Origin of the sequence: Pseudomonas sp. lyk4-R2A-10 (assembly GCF_030209075.1) — a bacterium.
GTDB lineage: Bacteria > Pseudomonadota > Gammaproteobacteria > Pseudomonadales > Pseudomonadaceae > Aquipseudomonas > Aquipseudomonas glycinae.
The window spans coordinates 728,909-748,635 of record NZ_JARVSR010000010.1 but is presented as its reverse complement, the minus strand read 5'-3'; the positions used below and the strand labels follow the sequence as shown (position 1 = coordinate 748,635).

Here is a 19,727-nt window from a genome sequence, read left to right as displayed (position 1 = left end):
TCTCCTTGGTCAAGCAGATATTTTGTTCATCTGGAAGTTAGCGATCGCCAGCAGGCTGGCTCCCACAGGAAAATGCATTTCAGCCGAGGGAACCTGGCGGCTGGTGATGAAGTCATTACAGACACTCACAAGACCCGAAGGAGTTGATGGTGTAAGCTCTCGGGTTCTTCGGATTCGACCCATTGCGAGCCCTATGCCGTTGCTTTTCAAACGCTCTCTGCTGCCCAAACTGCGCAGCTTTCCGCTGACCGCCGAGGCCGTGACGATCCTGCCCGGTGCCGCCGATTTCCGCCGTTGCCTGCTGGAGAAAATCGCCCAGGCGACCCAGCGCATCTACCTCGTCGCGCTTTATCTGCAAAACGACGAAGCCGGCCAGGAAATTCTCGATGCCTTGCACGCCGCCAAACTCAAGCGTCCCGAGCTTGAAATCGCGGTGGTCGTCGACTGGCTGCGGGCCCAGCGCGGCTTGATCGGTGCCGGCAAGCAGCCGGGCAACTCGGCGTGGTATCAGGAAATGACCCGCACCCACCAGAGCGTGGTGCCGGTCTACGGCGTGCCGGTGCAGACCCGCGAGTTGTTCGGCGTGCTGCACCTCAAAGGCTTCGTGATCGACGATTGCGTGGTCTACAGCGGTGCCAGCCTGAACAACGTCTACCTGCACAAATTCGACAAGTACCGTTTCGACCGTTATCACGTGCTGCAAAGCCGCGAACTGGCGGACTCGATGCACCATCTGGTCAAGCACGGCCTGATCGAATCGAAAGCAGTGCATCGCCTCGACCTGCCGAACCTGCCGACCACCCGCAGCCTGCGCAACGACATCGGCGATCTGCGCAGCCGTCTCAAATACGCGGCGTACGACACCAGTGCCGGCAGCACGGCGCATACCGGCCTGTCGGTCAGTCCGTTGCTCGGCGTGGGCAAGAACAACCCGCTGAACCGGGTGATTCTGGAGCTGATCGCCAGCGCCCAGAAGCAACTGACCATCTGCACGCCGTACTTCAATCTGCCGCTGGGGGTGATCCGCGAGATCAACCGGGCGCTGGCTCGCGGCGTGAAGATCGACATCGTGGTCGGCGACAAGACCGCCAACGACTTCTACATCCCGCCGACCGAGCCGTTCAAGGTGATCGCCGCGCTGCCGTACCTGTACGAGATCAGCCTGCGCCGTTTCGCCAAGCGACATCAGCGCAACATCGACAGCGGCCAGTTGAACCTGCACCTGTGGCGTGAGGGCGACAACAGCTATCACCTCAAGGGCATGTGGATCGACCAGCGCTATACGCTGCTGACCGGCAACAACCTCAATCCGCGGGCGTTCCGTCTCGATCTGGAAAACGCCTTGCTGATCGATGACCCGAAAGGCGAGTGGCTGGAGCCGCGCCGCGTGGAGCTGGAGAACATCTTCGTTCACACCACGCGAATCGCACGCTTCCAGGATCTGGAAGCCTTGCCGGACTACCCGGCGGGTGTGGCGAAATTTCTCAAGCGTGTGAGCCGGGTGCGGGTCGAGCGGTTGCTCTATCGCATTCTTTAAAACCGGCCCACAAAAAATCCCCCGAACGCAGGACGCGTCCGGGGGATTTTTTTATGCGCGGACTCAGTTCAGACCGAGCTTGCCACGCAGTGTCGACAGGTCTTCCGCCAGGGTATTGACCGGGCCGACCAGCGCTTTGCGGTCGTTGTCCTTCACCTTGTCGTAAGTCTCGAAGCCACCGTCCTTGGTCTTGTACTTGGCCAGGATCTTGTCCACGGTGGCGAAGTTCTTGTCGACTTTGGCGACGAAGGCCTTGTCCTGTTTCTCGATCTGCGGACGGAACAGGTCGACGATTTTCTTCGCGCCGTCGATGTTGCCCTGGAAGTCGTACAGGTCGGTGTGGCTGTAACGGTCCTCTTCACCGGAGATCTTGGTCGCGGCGACTTCTTCGAGCAGCGCAGCGGCGCCGCCGACGACTTTTTCCGGCGGGAAGGTCAGGCCGGCGACGCGGGTCTGCAGGTCTTTCACGTCCTTGTTCAGGCCATCGGCCAGGGCGTCGAGGTCCTTGGTGCTTTTTTCCGAGAACAGCGAGTATTCGATGCGGTGGAAACCGGTGAAGTCTTCGGCTTTCACGCCTTGCTCGTGGTCGTCAACGCGGGAGTCGATGGACGCGTCGAGGTCACTGAACAGCTCGGCGATCGGCTCGATCGACTCATAAAAAACGCGGGTTGGCGCGTAGAGCTTTTGCGCGGTGGCCAGGTCGCCTTTTTTCACCGCGTCGGTGAACTGCTGGGTATGGCTGGCCAATTCATTCAGTTGTTCGGTGACGTAAATCTTGTAGTCCGACACCGGCCCCACCAGATCCAGTGGCGCGGTCGCGGCGAATGCCGACAGCGGGGTGTTGAGCAAACCAAGGGTCAGCAATAACGCGAGTGGCGTCTTTTTCATGGGGGCGGCTCCTGTTGAATGCTATGCAGTTGTTTTTGGTTGAGTAGCGTTGAGCAGCGAGCGACCGATGAAGTCCTTGTCGCCCGTGACACCCGGCAGGGTGAAGAAGTAACCGCCGCCGACCGGCTTGAGGTATTCCTCTAGCGGTTCGCCGTTGAGGCGGGTCTGCACGGTGATGAAGCCTTTTTCTAGGTCGGCCTGGTAACAGATGAACAGCAGGCCCATGTCGAGCTGGCCGTTCTTGTTCACCCCGTTGGAGTAGTTGAACGGCCGGCGCAGGATCAGGTTGGCCTGGCTCGCGGCGGTGCGCGGATTGGCCAGGCGAATGTGCGCGTCGAGCTTGGTCAGCTTGCCTTCCGGGTCCTTGCTGTAATCCGGGACTTCGGTTTCATGGCTGGCGCCCATCGGCGCGCCGGTGGTTTTCACCCGGCCGATGATGCTTTCCTGTTCCTGCAACGGCGTGCGGTCCCAGCGTTCGACGAAGTTGCGGATGATTCGCACCGCCTGATAACTGCCGTGGGCCGCCCAGGCCGGTTCGTCGCTGCCCGGTTGCACCCAGACGATGCGATCCATGGCCTTGCCGTCGTTGGAATCCGGGTTGGCCGAACCGTCGCGAAAACCCAGGAAGTTACGCGCCGATTGCGCCGGCACACCGGGTTTGGCCGGCGCTTGCGGCGGCACGCTGCCTTCCTGTTTCCAACGCACCAGCAGCAGGTCCGGCAGGTTTTTCACGATGTCGCGCAGGGCGTGGATGTTGGTGTCGGCGGTGTTGGAACAGAACTGCAGGCTCAAATCGCCGTGGCAGCAATCGGCTTCCAGCGCATCGTTGGGGAAACCGACCATGCGCACCAGACGCTTGGGTTTGGCGGCGGCCAGACCGAAGCGCTCGTCGAACAGTGACTCGCCGACGGACACGGTGATGGTCAGGTTGTCCGGCGTCACCACCGGGCCGAGGATTCCGGAATCCGGCGGCGGCAACTTCGGATCGATCTGCGCCACCGGGCCGCCTTTCATCAGGAACGCGATGCGCTCGTTGAGGGTGCGGAACAGCCGCTCCAGGTCTTCACGGTCGCTGGCCAGCACATCGAACGACACCAGCATGCCGGCCGCCGGACGCGGGGTGACGATGCCAGTCTGGTGCACGCCATGGAAATCGTGGTGATCCTGGGTCTTGTCGCTGCTCGGCGCTTCGGTCACTTGCGCAGGCGCGGCGGCCATCGCCGGGCAACTCAAAGCGGTGCCGGCCAGTGCGACACCGGCGGCGCCCATGCCCATCAGTACGCGGCGACGTTGCAGGTTGAAGTGTTCGGAATCGTTCATCGGTAGTCGTCTTCTGCTTACAGGCCGGAGAGGCCGAGGGCGGGATCAATGGCGTCGAGGGCGTCGGCCAGGGCCTTGGCCTTGTCGGCGATCTGCTTGCGTTGTTCACCGTTGACGGTGTCGTAACTGGCGTAGCCGTCCTTGACCCTGAAACCGTCCAGCGTGGTATCGAAATCAGCCAGCGCGCCGTCGATTTTCGGCAGCAGGTCGGCGGCGGATTTGCTCAGCAGCGGGCGCAGCAGTTCGACGACTTTGCGCGCGGTTTCCTGATTGGCCGCGAAGCCGTTGAGATCACTGTGACTGTAGCGTTCCTCTTCGCCGCTGGCGGCGCGCACGTCGGCGAGGGTGTTGAGGTTGCGCACGACGATTTCCACCAGTTGCTCCGGCGGCAGCGACTGAACAAGCAGCTGTTGTTTCAGCGTGGTGACGTTGTCGAGCAAGCCTTGGGCAATCGGTGTCAGCCCGTCGAGTTTGCGTTGCTGGAACAGCGCGTATTCGAGACGGTGGAAACCGACGAAGGCCGGATCCTGCTCGCGTTTTTCGAAGTAATCGGCGCGGGCGTTGATGCTGTTGTCCAGTTCCGCCAGGCGTTGTGCGGCGGGGGCCAGACGCTGATACGCCGCGCGGGCCGGCAAATACAACGCCTGGGCCTGGGCCAGATCGCCGCTGTCGATGGCTTGATTCAGCGCCGTCACGGCCTTGATCAGCGCGCTGCCCTGGCTGGCCAGGTAGACGCGAAACTCCGACAGCGGCCCGACGAAGGCAACCATCGACGGCTTGGCCTTGGCGGCGGCATCCGAGGCGGCGGTCGGCGTCACGTGCAGGGTGCCGCGCGGGTTGCTCAGCAGGCCACAGGTGATAGCGTAGTCGCCGGGTTGCAGGTTGGCGTTGATCACCTGGCTCAGGCCCGGCGCGATGTTCTCGCGCTCTTCGATCACCAGCACGCCGTCGAGGATTTCCCACTCCACCGCCCGGTCGGAGCGATTGACGATGCGGAAACTAGCGCGACCGGCCGGCACCGTCAGGGTGTTCGGTTCGCAGCTGTGCGGATGAATGTTGACCACCACTTCGTCACGGTTGTGCTGACGTTTGGCGGCGGCCAGTTTCGAGGCGTAGTAGAACAGGCCACCGGCGGCGATCATCACGACCACCGAACCGGCCACCGCCCAGCGCAAGGCGCGGGGAGGCGAGGCCTGAGGAGTATTAGGCTTTGACATGAAGGCCCTTATTGGCTGGAAACGGAAGACGATTGGGCAGCAGGCTTGGGTGCCGGCATGAAGAACATGACCAGCGCCACCAGCAGATAAATCAGGTACGCGCCAAGGGTGCTGACGGTCGGTGCATCCTGATAACCGAACATGCCGGCCAGCACCGAGCCCAGCGGGCCGTCCATCGGCAGCGTCGCGCTGAAGTCGAAGAGCACGGCTTGCAGGTGGTTCCAGACCCCGGCTTCATGTAGGGCCTGCACCGAGTTGGCGAGAATCCCGGCGGCGACCACGAGGATGAACAGCCCGGTCCAGCGGAAGAACGCCGACAGGTTCAGGCGCATGCTGCCGCTGTAGATCAGGAAGCCGACGACAATCGCCAGGATCAGGCCGAGCAGGGCGCCGATCGGCGCGGCCGGGCCTTCGCTCTGCTGGAACACGGCGAGCAGGAAGAACACGGTTTCCAGACCTTCCCGAGCCACGGCGAAGAACACCATGGCGATCAACGCGATAACCTGATGCTTCGACGCGGTCAGCGCGTGATCGAGAGAGGCTTGCAGCGAATGCTTGATCGAACGCGCCACTTTGCGCATCCAGAACACCATGGAACTGAGAATCCCCACGGCGACGAGGCCGACCACGCCTTCGAAGAGTTCCTGCTGTTTTTGCGGGAATTCGGCACTGACCAGTTCCAGGCCACCGCCGACCAGCAATGCCAGCGCGGCGGCGAGAAAAACCCCGATCCACACCGCCGGCATCCACTGGCCACGGCCGGTCTGTTGCAGGTAGCTGGCGATGATGCCAACGATCAGCGCGGCTTCGATGCCTTCGCGCAACATGATCAAAAAGGGAACGAGCATTCGACGATCACTGTGTAACGAAATGAGGTTACAAGTTGTAACATAATGAAAGTCATTCTCACATGGCATTCATTGACATTTAGCTGAACCGGAGCTGAACGAGTCTGAACATCCACGCCACCGAGTCAGCTGCGCTAAGATGCCCGCCACTCGAACAACAACAGGATTGCGCGCGTTCCATGTCGGAAAAAGACACCATCGCCATTCAACTGGTGCGCGAAGCACTGCTGCAAAGTTGTGCCCCGGGCGTGGCCACGGAGGAAGTCTTGAGCAAGGTCGGGATTGATCCGGCGCTGCTGTCCACCGATGACGCCCGTGTGCCGGCCAGTCAGTACGCGCGGTTGTGGCGCCTGCTGGCGCGGCGCGGCGATGACGAATTCTTTGGTATGGACCCACGCAAGCTGAAATCCGGCAGCCTGGAGTTCCTCTGCCGCAGCGCCATGGCCCAGCCGAATCTGGCTGCGGGGCTGAGCAGCGGTCTGAATTTTCTGTCGTTGATGCTTGAACGTCTGCCGGCGCAACTGGTGCACCAGCAGAGTCTGGCAGAGATCGTTCTGCTGGAAGACGCCCCGGAACCGCGCCGCGCCTTCACCTATTTCACCTACTGGATGATCGTCCATGGCGTGGCGTGCTGGCTGGCGGGGCGACGGATCCCGATCCTGGCTATCGAGCTGCGCTGCCCCGCGCCGGATTTCTGCGATGACTATCGGGTGATGTTCTCGGAAAACCTGCGCTTCGACCGGCCGCGCACGCGGATGATCTTCGCCGCCGATGTGCTCGATCTGCCGATCAAGCGCAGCGCCGAGGAGTTGAAACGCTTCTTGGCCCATGCCCCGGCCAACATTCTGGTGAAGTACCGCGACCCGGACAGCCTCGCCAGCCGAATCAAGCAGGATCTGCGTCAGTTGTCCGCCGATCACTGGCCGGAAACCGACGCACTGGCCCAGCAGTTGTGCATGTCGGCCTCGACCCTGCGTCGGCGACTGGCCGAGGAAGGGCAGACTTATCAGGGCTTGAAGGACAGCGTGCGCAAGGAGCTTGCGATCACCTGGTTGGCGGAGCCTTCGATCAGTTTTGCCGAGATCGCCACGCGCCTGGGGTTTGCCGATGCGAGCTCGTTCTACAAGGCGTTTCGCAAGTGGTCGGGGACCAATCCGGGGCATTACCGCAGCTTGATTCTCAACGAAGCGGTCTGATCCACCACAGACTCACCGCCCACCGCCCACCGCCCACCGCCAACTCTCGTTCCCACGCTCTGCGTGGGAATGCAGCCCGGGACGCTCCGCGTCCCTTCCAGAGCTGGAACGCGGAGCGTCCCTTGAGGCATTCCCACGCAGAGCGTGGGAACGATCATCGCGGCACGGCGTGGGAGCGATCAAAGTCCGGAACCTTGGCCAAACCAGTCATCCACTTTGAGGGCTTTGACCATTGCCGCAGCCAGCGTGCGGCGCGAGTATTCCTCTGTTGTTTACGGTTCCCCAACCTAATAAGAACAGAGGGATTCTGGCAATGCGCGATTACTTGTCTGCCACCGCACAGTTTGATTATCAGCACACCGTGGACGCCGCACTCAGCGGCTCGCTCGAGGCGCTCAACGCCTGCGTCGAATGTTGTGACCGTCACGCCTTGCCGGGGCGCATCGCGTTGTTCTGGGAAGGCCGCGAGGGCGCCAGTGCGACTTACACCTTCAGCGACCTACAGGACAAAGCCGCGCGTTTCGCCAATTTCCTTCTCTCCCAGGGCGTGCAGAAGGGCGACAAGGTCGCCGGCCTGCTGCCGCGTAACATCGAATTGCTGATCACCGTGTTCGCCACCTGGCGCATCGGCGCGGTGTATCAACCGCTGTTCACCGCGTTCGGCCCCAAAGCCCTCGAGCATCGCCTGAACAGCTCCGGCGCCAAGGTTGTAGTCACTGATGCAGTCAATCGGCCAAAACTCAGCGAAGTCGCCGATTGCCCGACGCTGGTCACTGTCGGTGGTCCGAAAGGCCAGGGCATCGTCCGTGGCGATTTCAGTTTCTGGGCCGAGCTGCCCAACCATTCCAGTGTCTGCGAGCCGCTGATGCTGACCGGCGAAGACCCGTTCCTGCTGATGTTCACCTCGGGTACTACCGGCCCGTCGAAGGCGCTGTCGGTGCCGCTCAAGGCCATCGTCGCGTTCCAGAGCTACACCCGCGATGCCGTGGATCTGCGCCCGGAAGATGCGTTCTGGAACGTTGCCGATCCGGGCTGGGCCTACGGCATTTATTTCGGCGTCACCGGCCCGTTGTCGATGGGCCATCCGATCACGTTCTACGATGGCCCGTTCACCCTCGAAAGCACCTGCCGGGTGATCAACAAGTACGGGATCACCAACCTCACCGGTTCGCCCACGGCGTATCGCCTGCTGATTGCCGGTGGCGATGAGTTCGCCAAGTCGATCAAGGGCAAGCTGCGCATCGTCAGCAGCGCCGGCGAGCCGTTGAATCCGGAAGTGATCCGCTGGTTCGCCGACAACCTCGGCGTGGCCATTCACGACCACTACGGCCAAACCGAACTGGGCATGGTCCTGTGCAACCACCACGGCCTCGAACACCCGATCCACCTCGGCGCCGCCGGTTTCGCCTCGCCGGGCCATCGCATCGTGGTGCTTGACGAGCAGAACAACGAACTCGGCGTCGGCCAGCCCGGCATCCTCGCCATCGACCGCACACAGTCGCCGATGTGCTGGTTCGCCGGCTATGAAGGCGTGCCGACCAAGGCCTTCGTCGGCAATTACTACCTGAGCGGCGACACCGTCGAGTGGAACCCGGACGGCAGCATCAGCTTCGTCGGCCGCAGCGATGACGTGATCACCACTTCCGGCTATCGCGTCGGCCCGTTCGACGTGGAGAGCGCACTGATCGAACACCCGGCCGTTGTCGAAGCCGCCGTGGTCGGCAAGCCCGATCCTGAGCGCACCGAACTGGTCAAAGCCTTCGTCGTGCTCAACCCGCAATACCGCGCCGAACCGGCGCTGGCCGAAGAACTGCGGCAACACGTGCGCAAACGTCTGGCCGCGCATTCGTACCCCCGTGAAATCGAATTTGTCAGCGAGTTGCCGAAAACCCCGAGCGGCAAATTGCAGCGCTTTATCTTGCGCAACCAGGAAATCGCCAAGGCTCAAGAGGCTGCGGCGCACAACGTTTCAGCTTGAACCCAAGGAAACAGTCATGCAGATCGAGAACAAGGTTTTTATCGTCACCGGCGGTGCGTCCGGGCTGGGTGCAGCCACCGCTGAGCTGTTGGTTGCCGCCGGCGCCAAAGTGATGCTGGTGGACATGAACGCCGAAGCCGTCGCCGCTCAGGCCCAGCGCCTCGGCGCGCAAAGCGTGGTGGCCGACATCAGCAACGAAGCCGCCGCCGAAGCCGCCGTGCAGGCGACCGTTAAAGCCTTCGGCAGCCTCAACGGGCTGGTGAACTGCGCCGGCATCGTTCGCGGCGAGAAGATTCTTGGCAAGAACGGCCCGCACGCCTTGTCCAGCTTCGCCCAGGTGATCAACGTCAACCTGATCGGCAGTTTCAACATGCTGCGTCTGGCAGCCGCTGCGATTGCCGAAAGCGAAGCCAACGCCGACGGCGAGCGTGGTGTGATCATCAACACCGCGTCGGTTGCGGCGTTCGACGGCCAGATCGGCCAGGCCGCGTATTCGGCGTCCAAAGGCGCGATCGCCAGCCTGACTCTGCCTGCCGCTCGTGAACTGGCGCGCTTCGGCATCCGCGTGATGACCATCGCCCCGGGCATTTTCGAAACCCCGATGATGGCCGGCATGACCCCGGAAGTGCGCGACTCGCTGGCCGCCGGCGTACCGTTCCCGCCGCGTCTGGGCAAACCTGCCGAGTACGCCGCGCTGGTGCGGCATATCATTGAAAACAGCATGCTCAACGGCGAGGTGATCCGTCTCGACGGTGCCTTGCGCATGGCTGCCAAGTAAGGAGGATTTCCCATGACCATCTCCAACGATCCGATTGTCATCGTCAGCGCCGTCCGCACCCCGATGGGCGGTTTCCAGGGCGAACTGAAAAGCCTGACCGCGCCGCAACTGGGCGCCGCTGCAATCAAGGCGGCGGTTGAGCGTGCCGGTGTGGCCGCCGATGCGGTCGATGAAGTGTTGTTCGGCTGCGTGTTGCCGGCCGGTCTTGGTCAGGCGCCTGCGCGTCAGGCTGCACTGGGCGCCGGGCTGGACAAGTCCACCCGCTGCACCACGGTCAACAAGATGTGCGGTTCGGGCATGGAAACCGCCATTCTGGCCCACGACATGCTGCTGGCTGGCAGCGCCGATGTGGTGATCGCCGGCGGCATGGAAAGCATGTCCAACGCGCCGTATCTGCTGGATCGCGCCCGTGCCGGTTACCGCATGGGCCACGGCCGGGTGCTGGATTCGATGTTCCTCGACGGCCTCGAAGACGCCTACGACAAGGGCCGCCTGATGGGCACCTTCGCCGAGGATTGCGCTGAAACCAACGACTTCAGCCGCGAGGCTCAGGATGCTTTCGCCATCGCCTCTACCACCCGCGCCCAGCAGGCGATCAAGGACGGCAGCTTCAAGGACGAAATCGTTCCGCTGACCGTGACCGTCGGCAAGGAACAGGTTGTGATCAGCAACGATGAGCAGCCACCAAAAGCCAAGCTGGACAAGATTGCTTCGCTTAAACCGGCGTTCCGCGAAGGCGGCACCGTGACCGCTGCCAACTCCAGCTCAATCTCTGACGGCGCCGCTGCGCTGGTGCTGATGCGTCAGTCGCAAGCACAAAAGCAGGGTCTGAAGCCGCTGGCGGTGATTCACGGACACGCGGCGTTTGCCGACACCCCGGGCCTGTTCCCGGTGGCACCGATTGGCGCGATCAAGAAGCTGATGAAGAAAACCGGCTGGTCGCTGGATCAGGTCGATCTGTTCGAAGTCAACGAAGCCTTCGCCGTGGTCGGCATGGCGGCGATGACCCACCTGGAAATCCCTCACGACAAGCTCAACATCCATGGCGGCGCCTGCGCCCTCGGTCACCCGATCGGTGCGTCCGGCGCGCGGATTCTGGTGACCTTGCTCTCGGCCCTGCGCCAGAAAGGCCTGAAACGCGGCGTCGCGGCGATCTGCATCGGCGGCGGCGAAGCCACGGCGATGGCTGTCGAGTGCGTCTGAACCCGAGTTAAGGATTTGCCATGATTCCCAATGACGACCAACAACAAATCCGCGACATGGCCCGGCAGTTTGCCGAGGAACGGCTCAAACCGTTCGCCGCCGAGTGGGATCGCGAGCACCGCTTTCCGAAAGAAGCCATCGGCGAAATGGCCGGGCTGGGCTTCTTCGGCATGCTGGTGCCGGAGCAGTGGGGCGGTTGCGACACCGGTTACCTGGCCTACGCCATGGCCCTGGAAGAAATCGCCGCCGGCGACGGCGCCTGCTCGACGATCATGAGCGTGCACAACTCGGTGGGTTGCGTGCCGATCCTCAAGTTCGGCAACGACGACCAGCGCGAACGCTTCCTCAAGCCGCTGGCCAGCGGCGAGATGCTCGGTGCCTTCGCGTTGACCGAGCCCCAGGCCGGTTCCGATGCCAGTAGCCTGAAAACCCGTGCGCGGCTGGAAGGCGATCACTACGTGCTCAACGGCTGCAAACAGTTCATCACTTCCGGGCAGAACGCCGGGATCGTGATCGTGTTTGCCGTGACTGATCCGAGTGCCGGCAAGCGCGGGATCAGCGCGTTCATCGTGCCGACCGACTCGCCGGGCTACAAAGTCGCACGCGTCGAAGACAAGCTCGGCCAGCACGCCTCGGACACCTGCCAGATTCTGTTCGAAGACGTGAAAGTGCCGGTGGCCAACCGGTTGGGCGAGGAGGGTGAGGGCTACAAGATCGCTCTGGCCAACCTCGAAGGCGGCCGTGTCGGTATCGCTTCGCAATCGGTGGGCATGGCCCGCGCCGCGTTCGAAGCGGCACGCGATTACGCCCGCGAACGCGACACCTTCGGCAAGCCGATCATCGAGCATCAGGCCGTGGCGTTCCGCCTGGCGGACATGGCGACCCAGATCGCCGTGGCGCGGCAGATGGTGCATTACGCCGCCGCCCTGCGCGACAGCGGTCAGCCAGCACTGGTCGAGGCGTCGATGGCCAAACTGTTCGCCTCGGAAATGGCCGAGAAGGTCTGCTCCATGGCCTTGCAAACCCTCGGCGGTTACGGTTACCTCAACGACTTCCCGCTGGAGCGCATCTACCGCGACGTGCGGGTCTGCCAGATCTACGAAGGCACCAGCGACATACAGCGCATGGTCATTTCGCGCAATCTTTGAGAAGGAATCTGCACATGAGTTACGAAACGATTTTGCTGGAAACCCATGGCCGCGTCGGCCTGATTACCCTCAATCGCCCGCAGGCGCTGAATGCCCTGAATGCGCAACTGGTCAGCGAAGTGAATCGCGCGCTCGATGGATTTGAAGCCGACGCGAACATCGGCTGCATCGTCATCACCGGCTCGACCAAGGCCTTCGCCGCCGGCGCCGACATCAAGGAAATGGCCGATCTGACCTACCCGCAGATCTACATGGACGACCTGTTCAGCGACAGCGATCGCGTGGCCAACCGGCGCAAGCCGATCATCGCCGCGGTCAACGGTTTTGCCCTCGGCGGCGGCTGTGAGCTGGCGCTGATGTGCGACTTCATCCTGGCCGGCGACAACGCCAAATTTGGCCAGCCGGAAATCAACCTCGGCGTGCTGCCGGGCATGGGCGGCACCCAGCGCCTGACCCGCGCGGTGGGCAAGGCCAAGGCCATGGAAATGTGCCTGAGCGGCCGCATGATCGACGCGGTGGAAGCCGAACGCTGCGGCATCGTCGCGCGGATCGTGCCGAGTGCCGAGTTGCTGGACGAAGCGCTGAAAGTCGCCGCAGTGATCGCCAGCAAATCGCTGCCGATTGCGATGATGGTCAAGGAGAGCGTCAACCGCGCGTTTGAAGTGAACCTGACCGAAGGCGTGCGCTTCGAGCGCCGGGTGTTCCATGCGGCGTTTGCGACGCAGGATCAGAAGGAAGGGATGGCGGCGTTTGTGGCCAAGCGTGCGCCTGAATTTCAGGGCAAGTAAAACGGCAAAATCAAGAGCCCCTCACCCTAACCCTCTCCCAAAGGGAGAGGGGACTGACCGGGGGATATTGAAGAGATACGCCGACTTGAAAGATCGCCTGTGAATCCAGAATCGACTCGATCTTTCAGGCCGATGTATGACGCCAGGCACCTCGGTCGGCTCCCTCTCCCTCCGGGAGAGGGCGGGGGTGAGGGAAAGGGGCCGACACGATCACAACTGATAGTTCTTCAGCTCACGAGCAATCACCATCCGCTGTATCTCGCTCGATCCCTCGTAAATCTGGGTAATCCGCGCATCCCGGTAGTACTTCTCAACCGGGTAATCCTCCAGATACCCATACCCGCCATGAATCTGAATCGCTGACGAGCACACCTTCTCGGCCATTTCCGACGCAAACAGCTTGGCCTGTGAAGCCTCCGACAGACACGGTTTACCCGCCGTACGCAGCCGCGCCGCATGCAGGATCATCAAGCGCGCCGCGTTGATCTGCATCTGCATGTCCGCCAGCAGGTTGGCGATGCTCTGATGCTCGACAATCGCTTTACCGAACTGCACCCGATCACGGGCATAACCCAGCGCCGCTTCGAACGCTGCACGGGCGATGCCCAGTGCTTGCGCCGCGATGCCGATGCGTCCGCCTTCGAGATTGGAGAGGGCAATGGCCAGGCCTTTGCCACGTTCACCCAGCAGATTCGCTTCAGGAATGCTGCAATTACTCAGCGTCACCGCGCAGGTGTCGGAGGCGCGGATGCCCATCTTGTGTTCGGTCCGGTCAACGATGAAACCCGGCGTGTCGGTCGGCACAAGAAACGCCGAGATGCCACGCTTGCCCAGATCCGGATCGGTCACCGCAAACACGATCGCCAGTTTCGCCCGCTTGCCATTGCTGACAAATTGCTTGGCGCCGTTGATTACCCATTGGCCGTCGCGCAGTTCGGCGCGGGTGCGCAGGTTGTGTGCTTCGGAGCCGGCCTGGGGCTCGGTCAGGCAGAAGCAGCCGATCACTGCACCGCTGGCCAGATCCGCCAGCCAGGTCTGCTTCTGTTCTTCGCTGCCGTAGTTCAGCACCGGCCCGCAGCCCACCGAGTTGTGAATGCTCATGAACGCGCCGGTGGCGCCGTCACCGGCGGAAATCTCTTCCACCGCAAGCGCATAAGCCACGTAGTCGACGTAGGTGCCGCCCCATTCCTCCGGCACCACCATGCCCAGCAGACCGAGTTCGCCCATCTTTGCCACCAGACCGTCATCGATCCAGCCGGCCTTTTCCCAGGCTTGCGCGTGGGGCGCGATTTCGCCGCGCGCAAAGTCCCGGGCCATGTCGCGGATCATTACCTGGTCTTCAGTCAATTCGAGATCGTGCATGGCTCAGCTCCCGCTTTCAGCGAAACCGTGGAAGAAACTTTCGACCTGCTCGGCGTGCAGCGCAGCCAGGGTCGGCGGGTTCCAGCGCGGTGATTTGTCTTTGTCGATCAGCAGGGCGCGTACGCCTTCGATCAGGTCGCCGCGTTCGAACCACTGGCGATCCAGATGCAGTTCGAGGGCGAAGCAGTGTTCCAGGCTCAGGTGGCGGCCGCGACGCAGCATTTCCAGGGTCACGCCCATGGCCAGCGGCGAGCGGGTTTCCAGCAGGTCGGCGGTAGTGGTCGCCCATTCGTGGCTGTCGGCGACGGTCACGGCACGCAGTTGCTCGACAATGCTCGGCACATCAGGCAAGGCGAAGAAGTGGTCGATGGCTGGGCGCAAGGCTTCCAGCGGCGCATCCGGCAGGGTTTGCACGGCGTGGCGGGCCAGCAGGTTTTGCAGGTCTTTAAGCGGCGTGTCGTGCCACTCCAGGTGATCGAGTTGTTCGTCGAGGATGCCGAGTTTGCTGCTGTCCAGATACCAGTCGGCGAGGCCGCAATACAGCGCATCCGCCGCACGGATCTGCACGCCGCTGACGCCCAGATAAATCCCCAGCTCGCCGGGAATCCGTGGCAGGAAATAACTGCCGCCGACATCCGGGAAATAGCCGATCGCCACTTCCGGCATCGCCAGACGGCTCTTCTCGGTGACCACCCGCAGATCGGCGCCTTGCACCAGGCCCATGCCGCCGCCGAGAACGAAACCGTCCATCAGCGCCAGCACCGGTTTGCGGTAATGGTGGATCGTCAGGTCGAGGGCGTATTCCTCGACGAAGAAATCTTCGTGCAGCGTATCGCCGTTTTTATGACTGTCGTACAGGGATCGAATGTCGCCACCGGCACAGAAGGCTTTCTCGCCGGCACCGCGTAGCGCGACCGCGTGGATATCGGCATCGGCGGCCCAGGCGTCCAGGTGTTGCTGGAGCTGGCGCACCATGTCGAGGGTCAAGGCATTGAGGCCGGCGGGGCGGTTGAGGGTCAGATGACCGATGTGATTGCGAACCTCGGCCAGCACTTCGTGCGGCGTGGCATCCATGGACGAAGTCCGCGGGGATGAAGCCTGAGCAGTCATCACTAACTCCCTGCTTTTATTGTCTTTATTCGAGAAGCTCGCGCGCGAGCGTTAGCGGATCGTAACAGTGCAAATTTGCCGTGTACAACGGGGATATGTGCACGGGCTGTCTGCATTTTTGCCTTGTCTGGAAAGCCGCTCGCAGACGTTGATTCCAGTCCCGGCCATCATTCGCCGCGAAGCTGTGCCTGAAGGGTCCGGGCGCAAAGCAGCAGGGCGCGTCTGGCCTCTTCATGCGCGGCAGGGTAGTTCATGAAACCGTGACGCATCCCCGAAAACTCTTTGTGTTCGACAGTGACATTTGCTGCTCGCAATCGCTTGGCGTAGGCACGTCCCTCATCACGAAGAACGTCAAGTCCGCAGGTGATGATCAACGTTCGGGGCAGTCCATGCAGCGAGTCACTGAGCAGGGGCGACAGCCGTCTGTCCACGCGCGATGTACCGGGCGGCAGGTAGTGACCGAGGTACCATTCGAGCAGATCGACAGTCAGTCCATGTCCTTGCCCGAATCTCGTGTGGGAGCTGCGGCGAGTGTTGCAGTCGAGCAAAGGGTAAAGCAGCAGCTGAAAGCAGATGCATGGTTCGTCACATTCGGCGTCGCGCTGGCTGATGACGGCGGCCATCCCGCCTCCTGAACCACCTCCTGCGACTGCAATGCTTGAAGTATCCAGTCCGCAACCGGCGCCTTGCCGTGTCACCCACTTGAAAGCTGTCCAACAGTCTTCCAGGGCTGCCGGAAACAAGTGTTCCGGAGGGCGGGCGAAATCAACGGCGACCACGGCGCAACCAGCCCACTCACACATAAACCGACAGAACCCGTCATGCGTGTCCAGGTCTCCTGTGACCCAGCCCCCGCCATGAAAGAAAACCAGCACGGGAAACGGTCCCTTGCCGGGTGGTGTGTAGAGGCGCAGCGGCAGTGAACGGCCATGGCTCTCGATCGCCAGATCATGAACACAGGTGACTTGCGCCTGCCGCAACGCCGTTCTGGCGTCCTCTACAGTCAACGAAGTTTCATCCATGGCCGCAGCCTCTGCCCGAACGGGCCTCTGCCTCGATCTCGATAACGTATTCAGGGCTGACCAGTCGAGAGACTTCCAGCAACATTGTCGTCGGTGGATGCCCTTCGAAAAACGTTTTGTGCGCCCGCGCGATTTCTGGCAAGAGATCCATATTGGTGGTGTACATGCGCGTGGCAATGATGCGGGTACGATCCTCACCCAGTTGCTTCAGCGCCTGTTCGATGATTTTCAGGCATCGCCGTGTCTGGGCATAGGCATCGCCGGGTTTGAAAGGCTTGCCGTTCTTGCGAAATGCCACCGTACCTCCAACCAGAATAGTGTTGCCAACCTTCACGGCTCTGCAGTAACCGGCGAGGCGTTCCCAAGGCGCTCCGGAATAAACACGTTTGAATTTCATGGTTCAGACTCCTGTTCCCAGATCGACCGGAAGCGTCTTCAGCCCCCGAAACTGCAGGTTGCTGTTGCGCCACTTGGCAGGCCGGCGCGCGATGAGTTGCAAGTCGGGGAAGCGTTTTAACAGCGAGGTGAACACGATCTCGGCCTCAAGCCTGAATAGCGACGTGCCCATGCAAAAATGTTCGCCTTTGCCAAACGTCAGGTGTTCGTTCCTTGCTCGACGAATGTCGAATGTGTTGGGGGCGTGGAATTTTTCCGGATCTCGGTTGGCGGAGGCTCGTATCAGGTAAACCAGATTCCCCTTTTTCATCGTAACGTTGTCAATGGTGACGTCTTCCAAGAGGATCCGATGGCTCAGTGAACCGGCAGGATCGAAGCGCAGCATTTCTTCAATGAAGGAGCCGATCAATGTCGGGTCTGCCAGTAGGGCTTCGAGTTGTTGAGGATGTTTCAGTAAATGCAACAGGCCGAGGCACATCTGGTCTGCACTGGTGGTGTAGCCTGCCACCAGAATGAACACGATCTGTGCCAGCACCTCATCAAGACTGGCGGCGCTGTTCTGGCCACTCTCCAGTACCCGGCTCACGAGATCATCCCCGGGTTGCCTGCGCCGCTGTTCAACGAGCTCAGCGAAACAGGCGTACATTTCCTTGATGCCTTCCAGGGCCTGGTCCGGTCCCTGATCCGCGTCCTGGCTGCCGCCTAGAAACATGACGATGTCTCGTGTCCAGTGGCGAAGCCTCAATGCCTCGTCATCCTTCATGCCGTAAAGCCTGGCCAGAATCCGGGCGGGGACCCGGTCGAAGAGCGCGGTCTTCAAATCGGTCTGTCCGTGCAGGCGGGACAGCTCTCGATCAGTGATGTCTTGAATGACTGTCCGCAAGGACTCGATGGAGCGAGGGGTAAAGGCATTGCCCAGCAAGTGGCGACTGGCCTTGTGAGTATCGCCATCCTGGGAATACATCCACCTGGACGCCAGCTTGATGAATTCGTTCAGATGCGTGCGCTTGTTTTCAGGTACACGTGCGTCGATCAGTTGTTGCATACGGTTTGAAGAAAATCGTCGGGAATCGGCCTGTGCGGCGATGACATCGCAATAACGGGTCAAAAACCAGGCCTGTAAGTGTTCGCACCAGTACACCGGCTGATGTTTTCGCAGCCACGTATACGCCCGGTAAGGGTTACGAATCGTGTTGCGGTTCGAGAAGTCCGGCTTGTTGTCGTACAGCGGTTTTGTGAAGTGCTTTACGTAGTTCTTTTTGTCGATGGGGGCCCTGACCAGCTCTGACGGCGGTTTGAGCAGCTTGTTTAACAAGATCAGTTGAGCTTCGGTGGCGTTCTGCTCCAGCTTGGTGCTGGCAACAAGCTCCCATTCGTAAAGTTTCGGCGAAAAGACGTGGACGATGTCTTCGAATATCTCGGATGTCACGAGCGGATGGTGTTTACCCTCATTGATGATCAGATCCAGCGCTCGAGCATAGGTGAGCGCAACCGCCTGGCGATGGGAAAAATCGCCGGCACGGCGACACTGATCGACAATCAGCGATTCAATTCGCTGGGCGATGTTCTCGTTGGCAAATCGTGGCCGGTTGATGGCGTCCCGTGCAACCTGACAGCACAGGATGTTGTTATCGCCCGCGAAGGTGGTGCTGATGCCGTGATCCATGACCAAGGTGACAATTCGGTTGTGATGGTGGAAGCCTTGCGAACCACAAAGCTCCCTGCATGCACTCATGACTTCGAGACCCAGCCAGGTGCCGACACTTTTGACGACAGCGGCGAGAATATGCAGCTCCTTTCGCCGTGCTGGCTGATGCCAGCACGCTTCGAACCGCGACAGAACCGCCTGCTCCAGCAACTTCAGGGCCAATACCTTAAGTTGTTCGGCATACAGCCGTTGTCGGAAAAGTGCCTTGGTCAGGAGAGACTGGCTTCCCTCGTTCCCCTTGACCAGGCGATGGCAAGCGAAACGGTACGCCAGATAAACACACATGCTGGCGGCACCACGGGCGCCAGCGATGAGGAACAGGCGCTCCTGGATGAATGTCTGCATAGCGCTTTTCAGGCGCTCCTTTGGCGGGATCTCACTGCTGAAAACGCCTTGCGCAGAAAACCTGGCATAGCGTTGCATCAGTGCGTCGAGTGGCAGCTTCATGTTGCAAAAACGGATGCCGGCAACTTGATTGGCGTGAATCCCTCCCTTGGGATCGCAGGTGGTGATCCTGACACCTGGCAGGAGCGGGCCATTCTCTTGCTCGCGAATGCGTACCCGAAACCAGTGCAAGCCCTCATCCACACCCTTGACGATCAGACGTCCCAGCACCATGACCACCACCGCCGCGTGCAATGCGTTGCCGATCCAGAACTTGCAGGACTGCGGCGTGGGTGAGTTCAGAATCAGGCAATGTTTGTGTGGGTCGTAGTTGATCGTGGTTTGCAGGTTAGCCACATCGGAGCCGCTGGCGATCTCCGTGCAACCAAAGGCGTAAACCGCTTTCAGTTGGCAGATTTCCTGGTGGTACTGCGCAATCTGGTGCTGACTGCCGTGTGCAAAAAATGCGTCGCCGGCAATGAAGTGGTCGACGATGCAGGCAAGCAGGGAGTAATCCACGGCACCGATCAATGCTGCACGTTCAAGCATCAACCGGAATTCAGACTGACGGGGTTGGCTCAGCCACATGGCATTGGTCATGAGCCCGTTGCCGATGATTGCGCGCATCCGATCGATATTCAGATCCATGTATTCGCGCAGAGACACGCGATGGCGCTTTTCGGGGTCGAACAGGGGCTTTTGCAGCAACTTCAGCAATGGGTCGCTCATGAAACGTTCCTCTCGCAGATTTCGAAACCATGGATTCGAAAACCACCAGATTCACGGAGCTGGCGAAAAACACACGTGCCCGCATGCTACAGGCGGGGCATTTGGGCGGACTGCT

At 61.2% G+C, this 19,727-nt stretch carries 16 protein-coding genes; 7 read left to right on the top strand and 9 right to left on the bottom strand.

Translation table 11 applies throughout. The features are described 5' to 3' along the window. Positions 1-193 precede the first annotated feature (193 nt). Positions 194-1,537, top strand: a complete 1,344-nt coding sequence (pssA, locus tag QRN46_RS16765; RefSeq protein WP_041475284.1) for a CDP-diacylglycerol--serine O-phosphatidyltransferase — start codon at positions 194-196, stop codon at positions 1,535-1,537. A 63-nt stretch (positions 1,538-1,600) separates the two neighbouring features. On the opposite strand, the gene efeO (QRN46_RS16760) is transcribed toward pssA, so the two are convergent. Genes efeO (QRN46_RS16760) through efeU form a run of 4 tightly spaced genes read right to left on the bottom strand, consistent with a single transcriptional unit; the run spans position 1,601 to position 5,810 of the window. Further along, positions 1,601-2,425: an iron uptake system protein EfeO gene (efeO, locus tag QRN46_RS16760; RefSeq protein WP_011334286.1), complete on the bottom strand. Its 825-nt coding sequence runs from the start codon at positions 2,423-2,425 to the stop codon at positions 1,601-1,603. Positions 2,426-2,446: 21 nt separating this feature from the next. After that, positions 2,447-3,745, bottom strand: a complete 1,299-nt coding sequence (gene efeB, locus QRN46_RS16755) for an iron uptake transporter deferrochelatase/peroxidase subunit (RefSeq protein ID WP_011334285.1) — start codon at positions 3,743-3,745, stop codon at positions 2,447-2,449. A gap of 17 nt (positions 3,746-3,762) precedes the next feature. After that, positions 3,763-4,962, bottom strand: coding sequence for an iron uptake system protein EfeO (efeO, locus tag QRN46_RS16750; protein ID WP_201818497.1), 1,200 nt, complete (start codon positions 4,960-4,962; stop codon positions 3,763-3,765). An 8-nt stretch (positions 4,963-4,970) separates the two neighbouring features. Next, complete coding sequence (gene efeU / locus QRN46_RS16745; protein WP_011334283.1) at positions 4,971-5,810, bottom strand: iron uptake transporter permease EfeU; 840 nt, start codon at positions 5,808-5,810, stop codon at positions 4,971-4,973. Between the two features lie 179 nt (positions 5,811-5,989). Here efeU and QRN46_RS16740 point away from each other — a divergent pair, with 179 nt between their 5' ends. The 6 genes from QRN46_RS16740 to QRN46_RS16715 all read left to right on the top strand — a co-directional run bounded on the left by QRN46_RS16740 (position 5,990) and on the right by QRN46_RS16715 (position 12,901). Continuing rightward, a complete protein-coding gene (locus tag QRN46_RS16740) occupies positions 5,990-7,006 on the top strand; it encodes an AraC family transcriptional regulator (protein ID WP_201818499.1) in 1,017 nt (338 codons plus the stop codon). 313 nt (positions 7,007-7,319) lie between these two features. Continuing rightward, on the top strand, positions 7,320-8,984 hold the full coding sequence (locus QRN46_RS16735) for an AMP-binding protein (RefSeq protein WP_221614602.1): 1,665 nt from the start codon (positions 7,320-7,322) through the stop codon (positions 8,982-8,984). Positions 8,985-9,000: 16 nt separating this feature from the next. Next, positions 9,001-9,762 (top strand): SDR family NAD(P)-dependent oxidoreductase, encoded by a 762-nt coding sequence (locus tag QRN46_RS16730; protein ID WP_011334280.1) that lies wholly within the window; start codon positions 9,001-9,003, stop codon positions 9,760-9,762. Between the two features lie 12 nt (positions 9,763-9,774). Beyond that, the gene (locus QRN46_RS16725) at positions 9,775-10,965 is read left to right on the top strand and encodes an acetyl-CoA C-acyltransferase (protein WP_011334279.1); all 1,191 of its coding nucleotides are present in this window, start codon (positions 9,775-9,777) and stop codon (positions 10,963-10,965) included. A 20-nt stretch (positions 10,966-10,985) separates the two neighbouring features. Next, positions 10,986-12,113 carry an acyl-CoA dehydrogenase gene (locus QRN46_RS16720; protein ID WP_011334278.1) on the top strand — a complete coding sequence of 376 codons (1,128 nt, stop codon included), beginning with the start codon at positions 10,986-10,988 and terminating at the stop codon, positions 12,111-12,113. 14 nt (positions 12,114-12,127) lie between these two features. After that, positions 12,128-12,901, top strand: a complete 774-nt coding sequence (locus QRN46_RS16715) for an enoyl-CoA hydratase (RefSeq protein ID WP_221397406.1) — start codon at positions 12,128-12,130, stop codon at positions 12,899-12,901. Positions 12,902-13,111: 210 nt separating this feature from the next. Here the strand turns inward: QRN46_RS16715 and QRN46_RS16710 are convergent, their stop codons facing one another. From QRN46_RS16710 to QRN46_RS16690, 5 genes are all read right to left on the bottom strand, one after another. After that, positions 13,112-14,263, bottom strand: coding sequence for an acyl-CoA dehydrogenase family protein (locus tag QRN46_RS16710; protein WP_201818501.1), 1,152 nt, complete (start codon positions 14,261-14,263; stop codon positions 13,112-13,114). A 3-nt stretch (positions 14,264-14,266) separates the two neighbouring features. Further along, positions 14,267-15,373 (bottom strand): enoyl-CoA hydratase/isomerase family protein, encoded by a 1,107-nt coding sequence (locus QRN46_RS16705; protein ID WP_221614604.1) that lies wholly within the window; start codon positions 15,371-15,373, stop codon positions 14,267-14,269. 167 nt (positions 15,374-15,540) lie between these two features. Continuing rightward, positions 15,541-16,395 carry an alpha/beta hydrolase gene (locus QRN46_RS16700; RefSeq protein WP_221614605.1) on the bottom strand — a complete coding sequence of 285 codons (855 nt, stop codon included), beginning with the start codon at positions 16,393-16,395 and terminating at the stop codon, positions 15,541-15,543. Further along, positions 16,388-16,792, bottom strand: coding sequence for a RidA family protein (locus QRN46_RS16695; RefSeq protein WP_011334273.1), 405 nt, complete (start codon positions 16,790-16,792; stop codon positions 16,388-16,390). The genes QRN46_RS16700 and QRN46_RS16695 overlap by 8 nt, the downstream gene beginning before the upstream one ends. A gap of 3 nt (positions 16,793-16,795) precedes the next feature. Further along, entirely contained in the window at positions 16,796-19,612 is a 2,817-nt protein-coding gene (locus QRN46_RS16690; RefSeq protein WP_221614606.1) for a cytochrome P450, read from the bottom strand. Positions 19,613-19,727 lie beyond the last annotated feature (115 nt).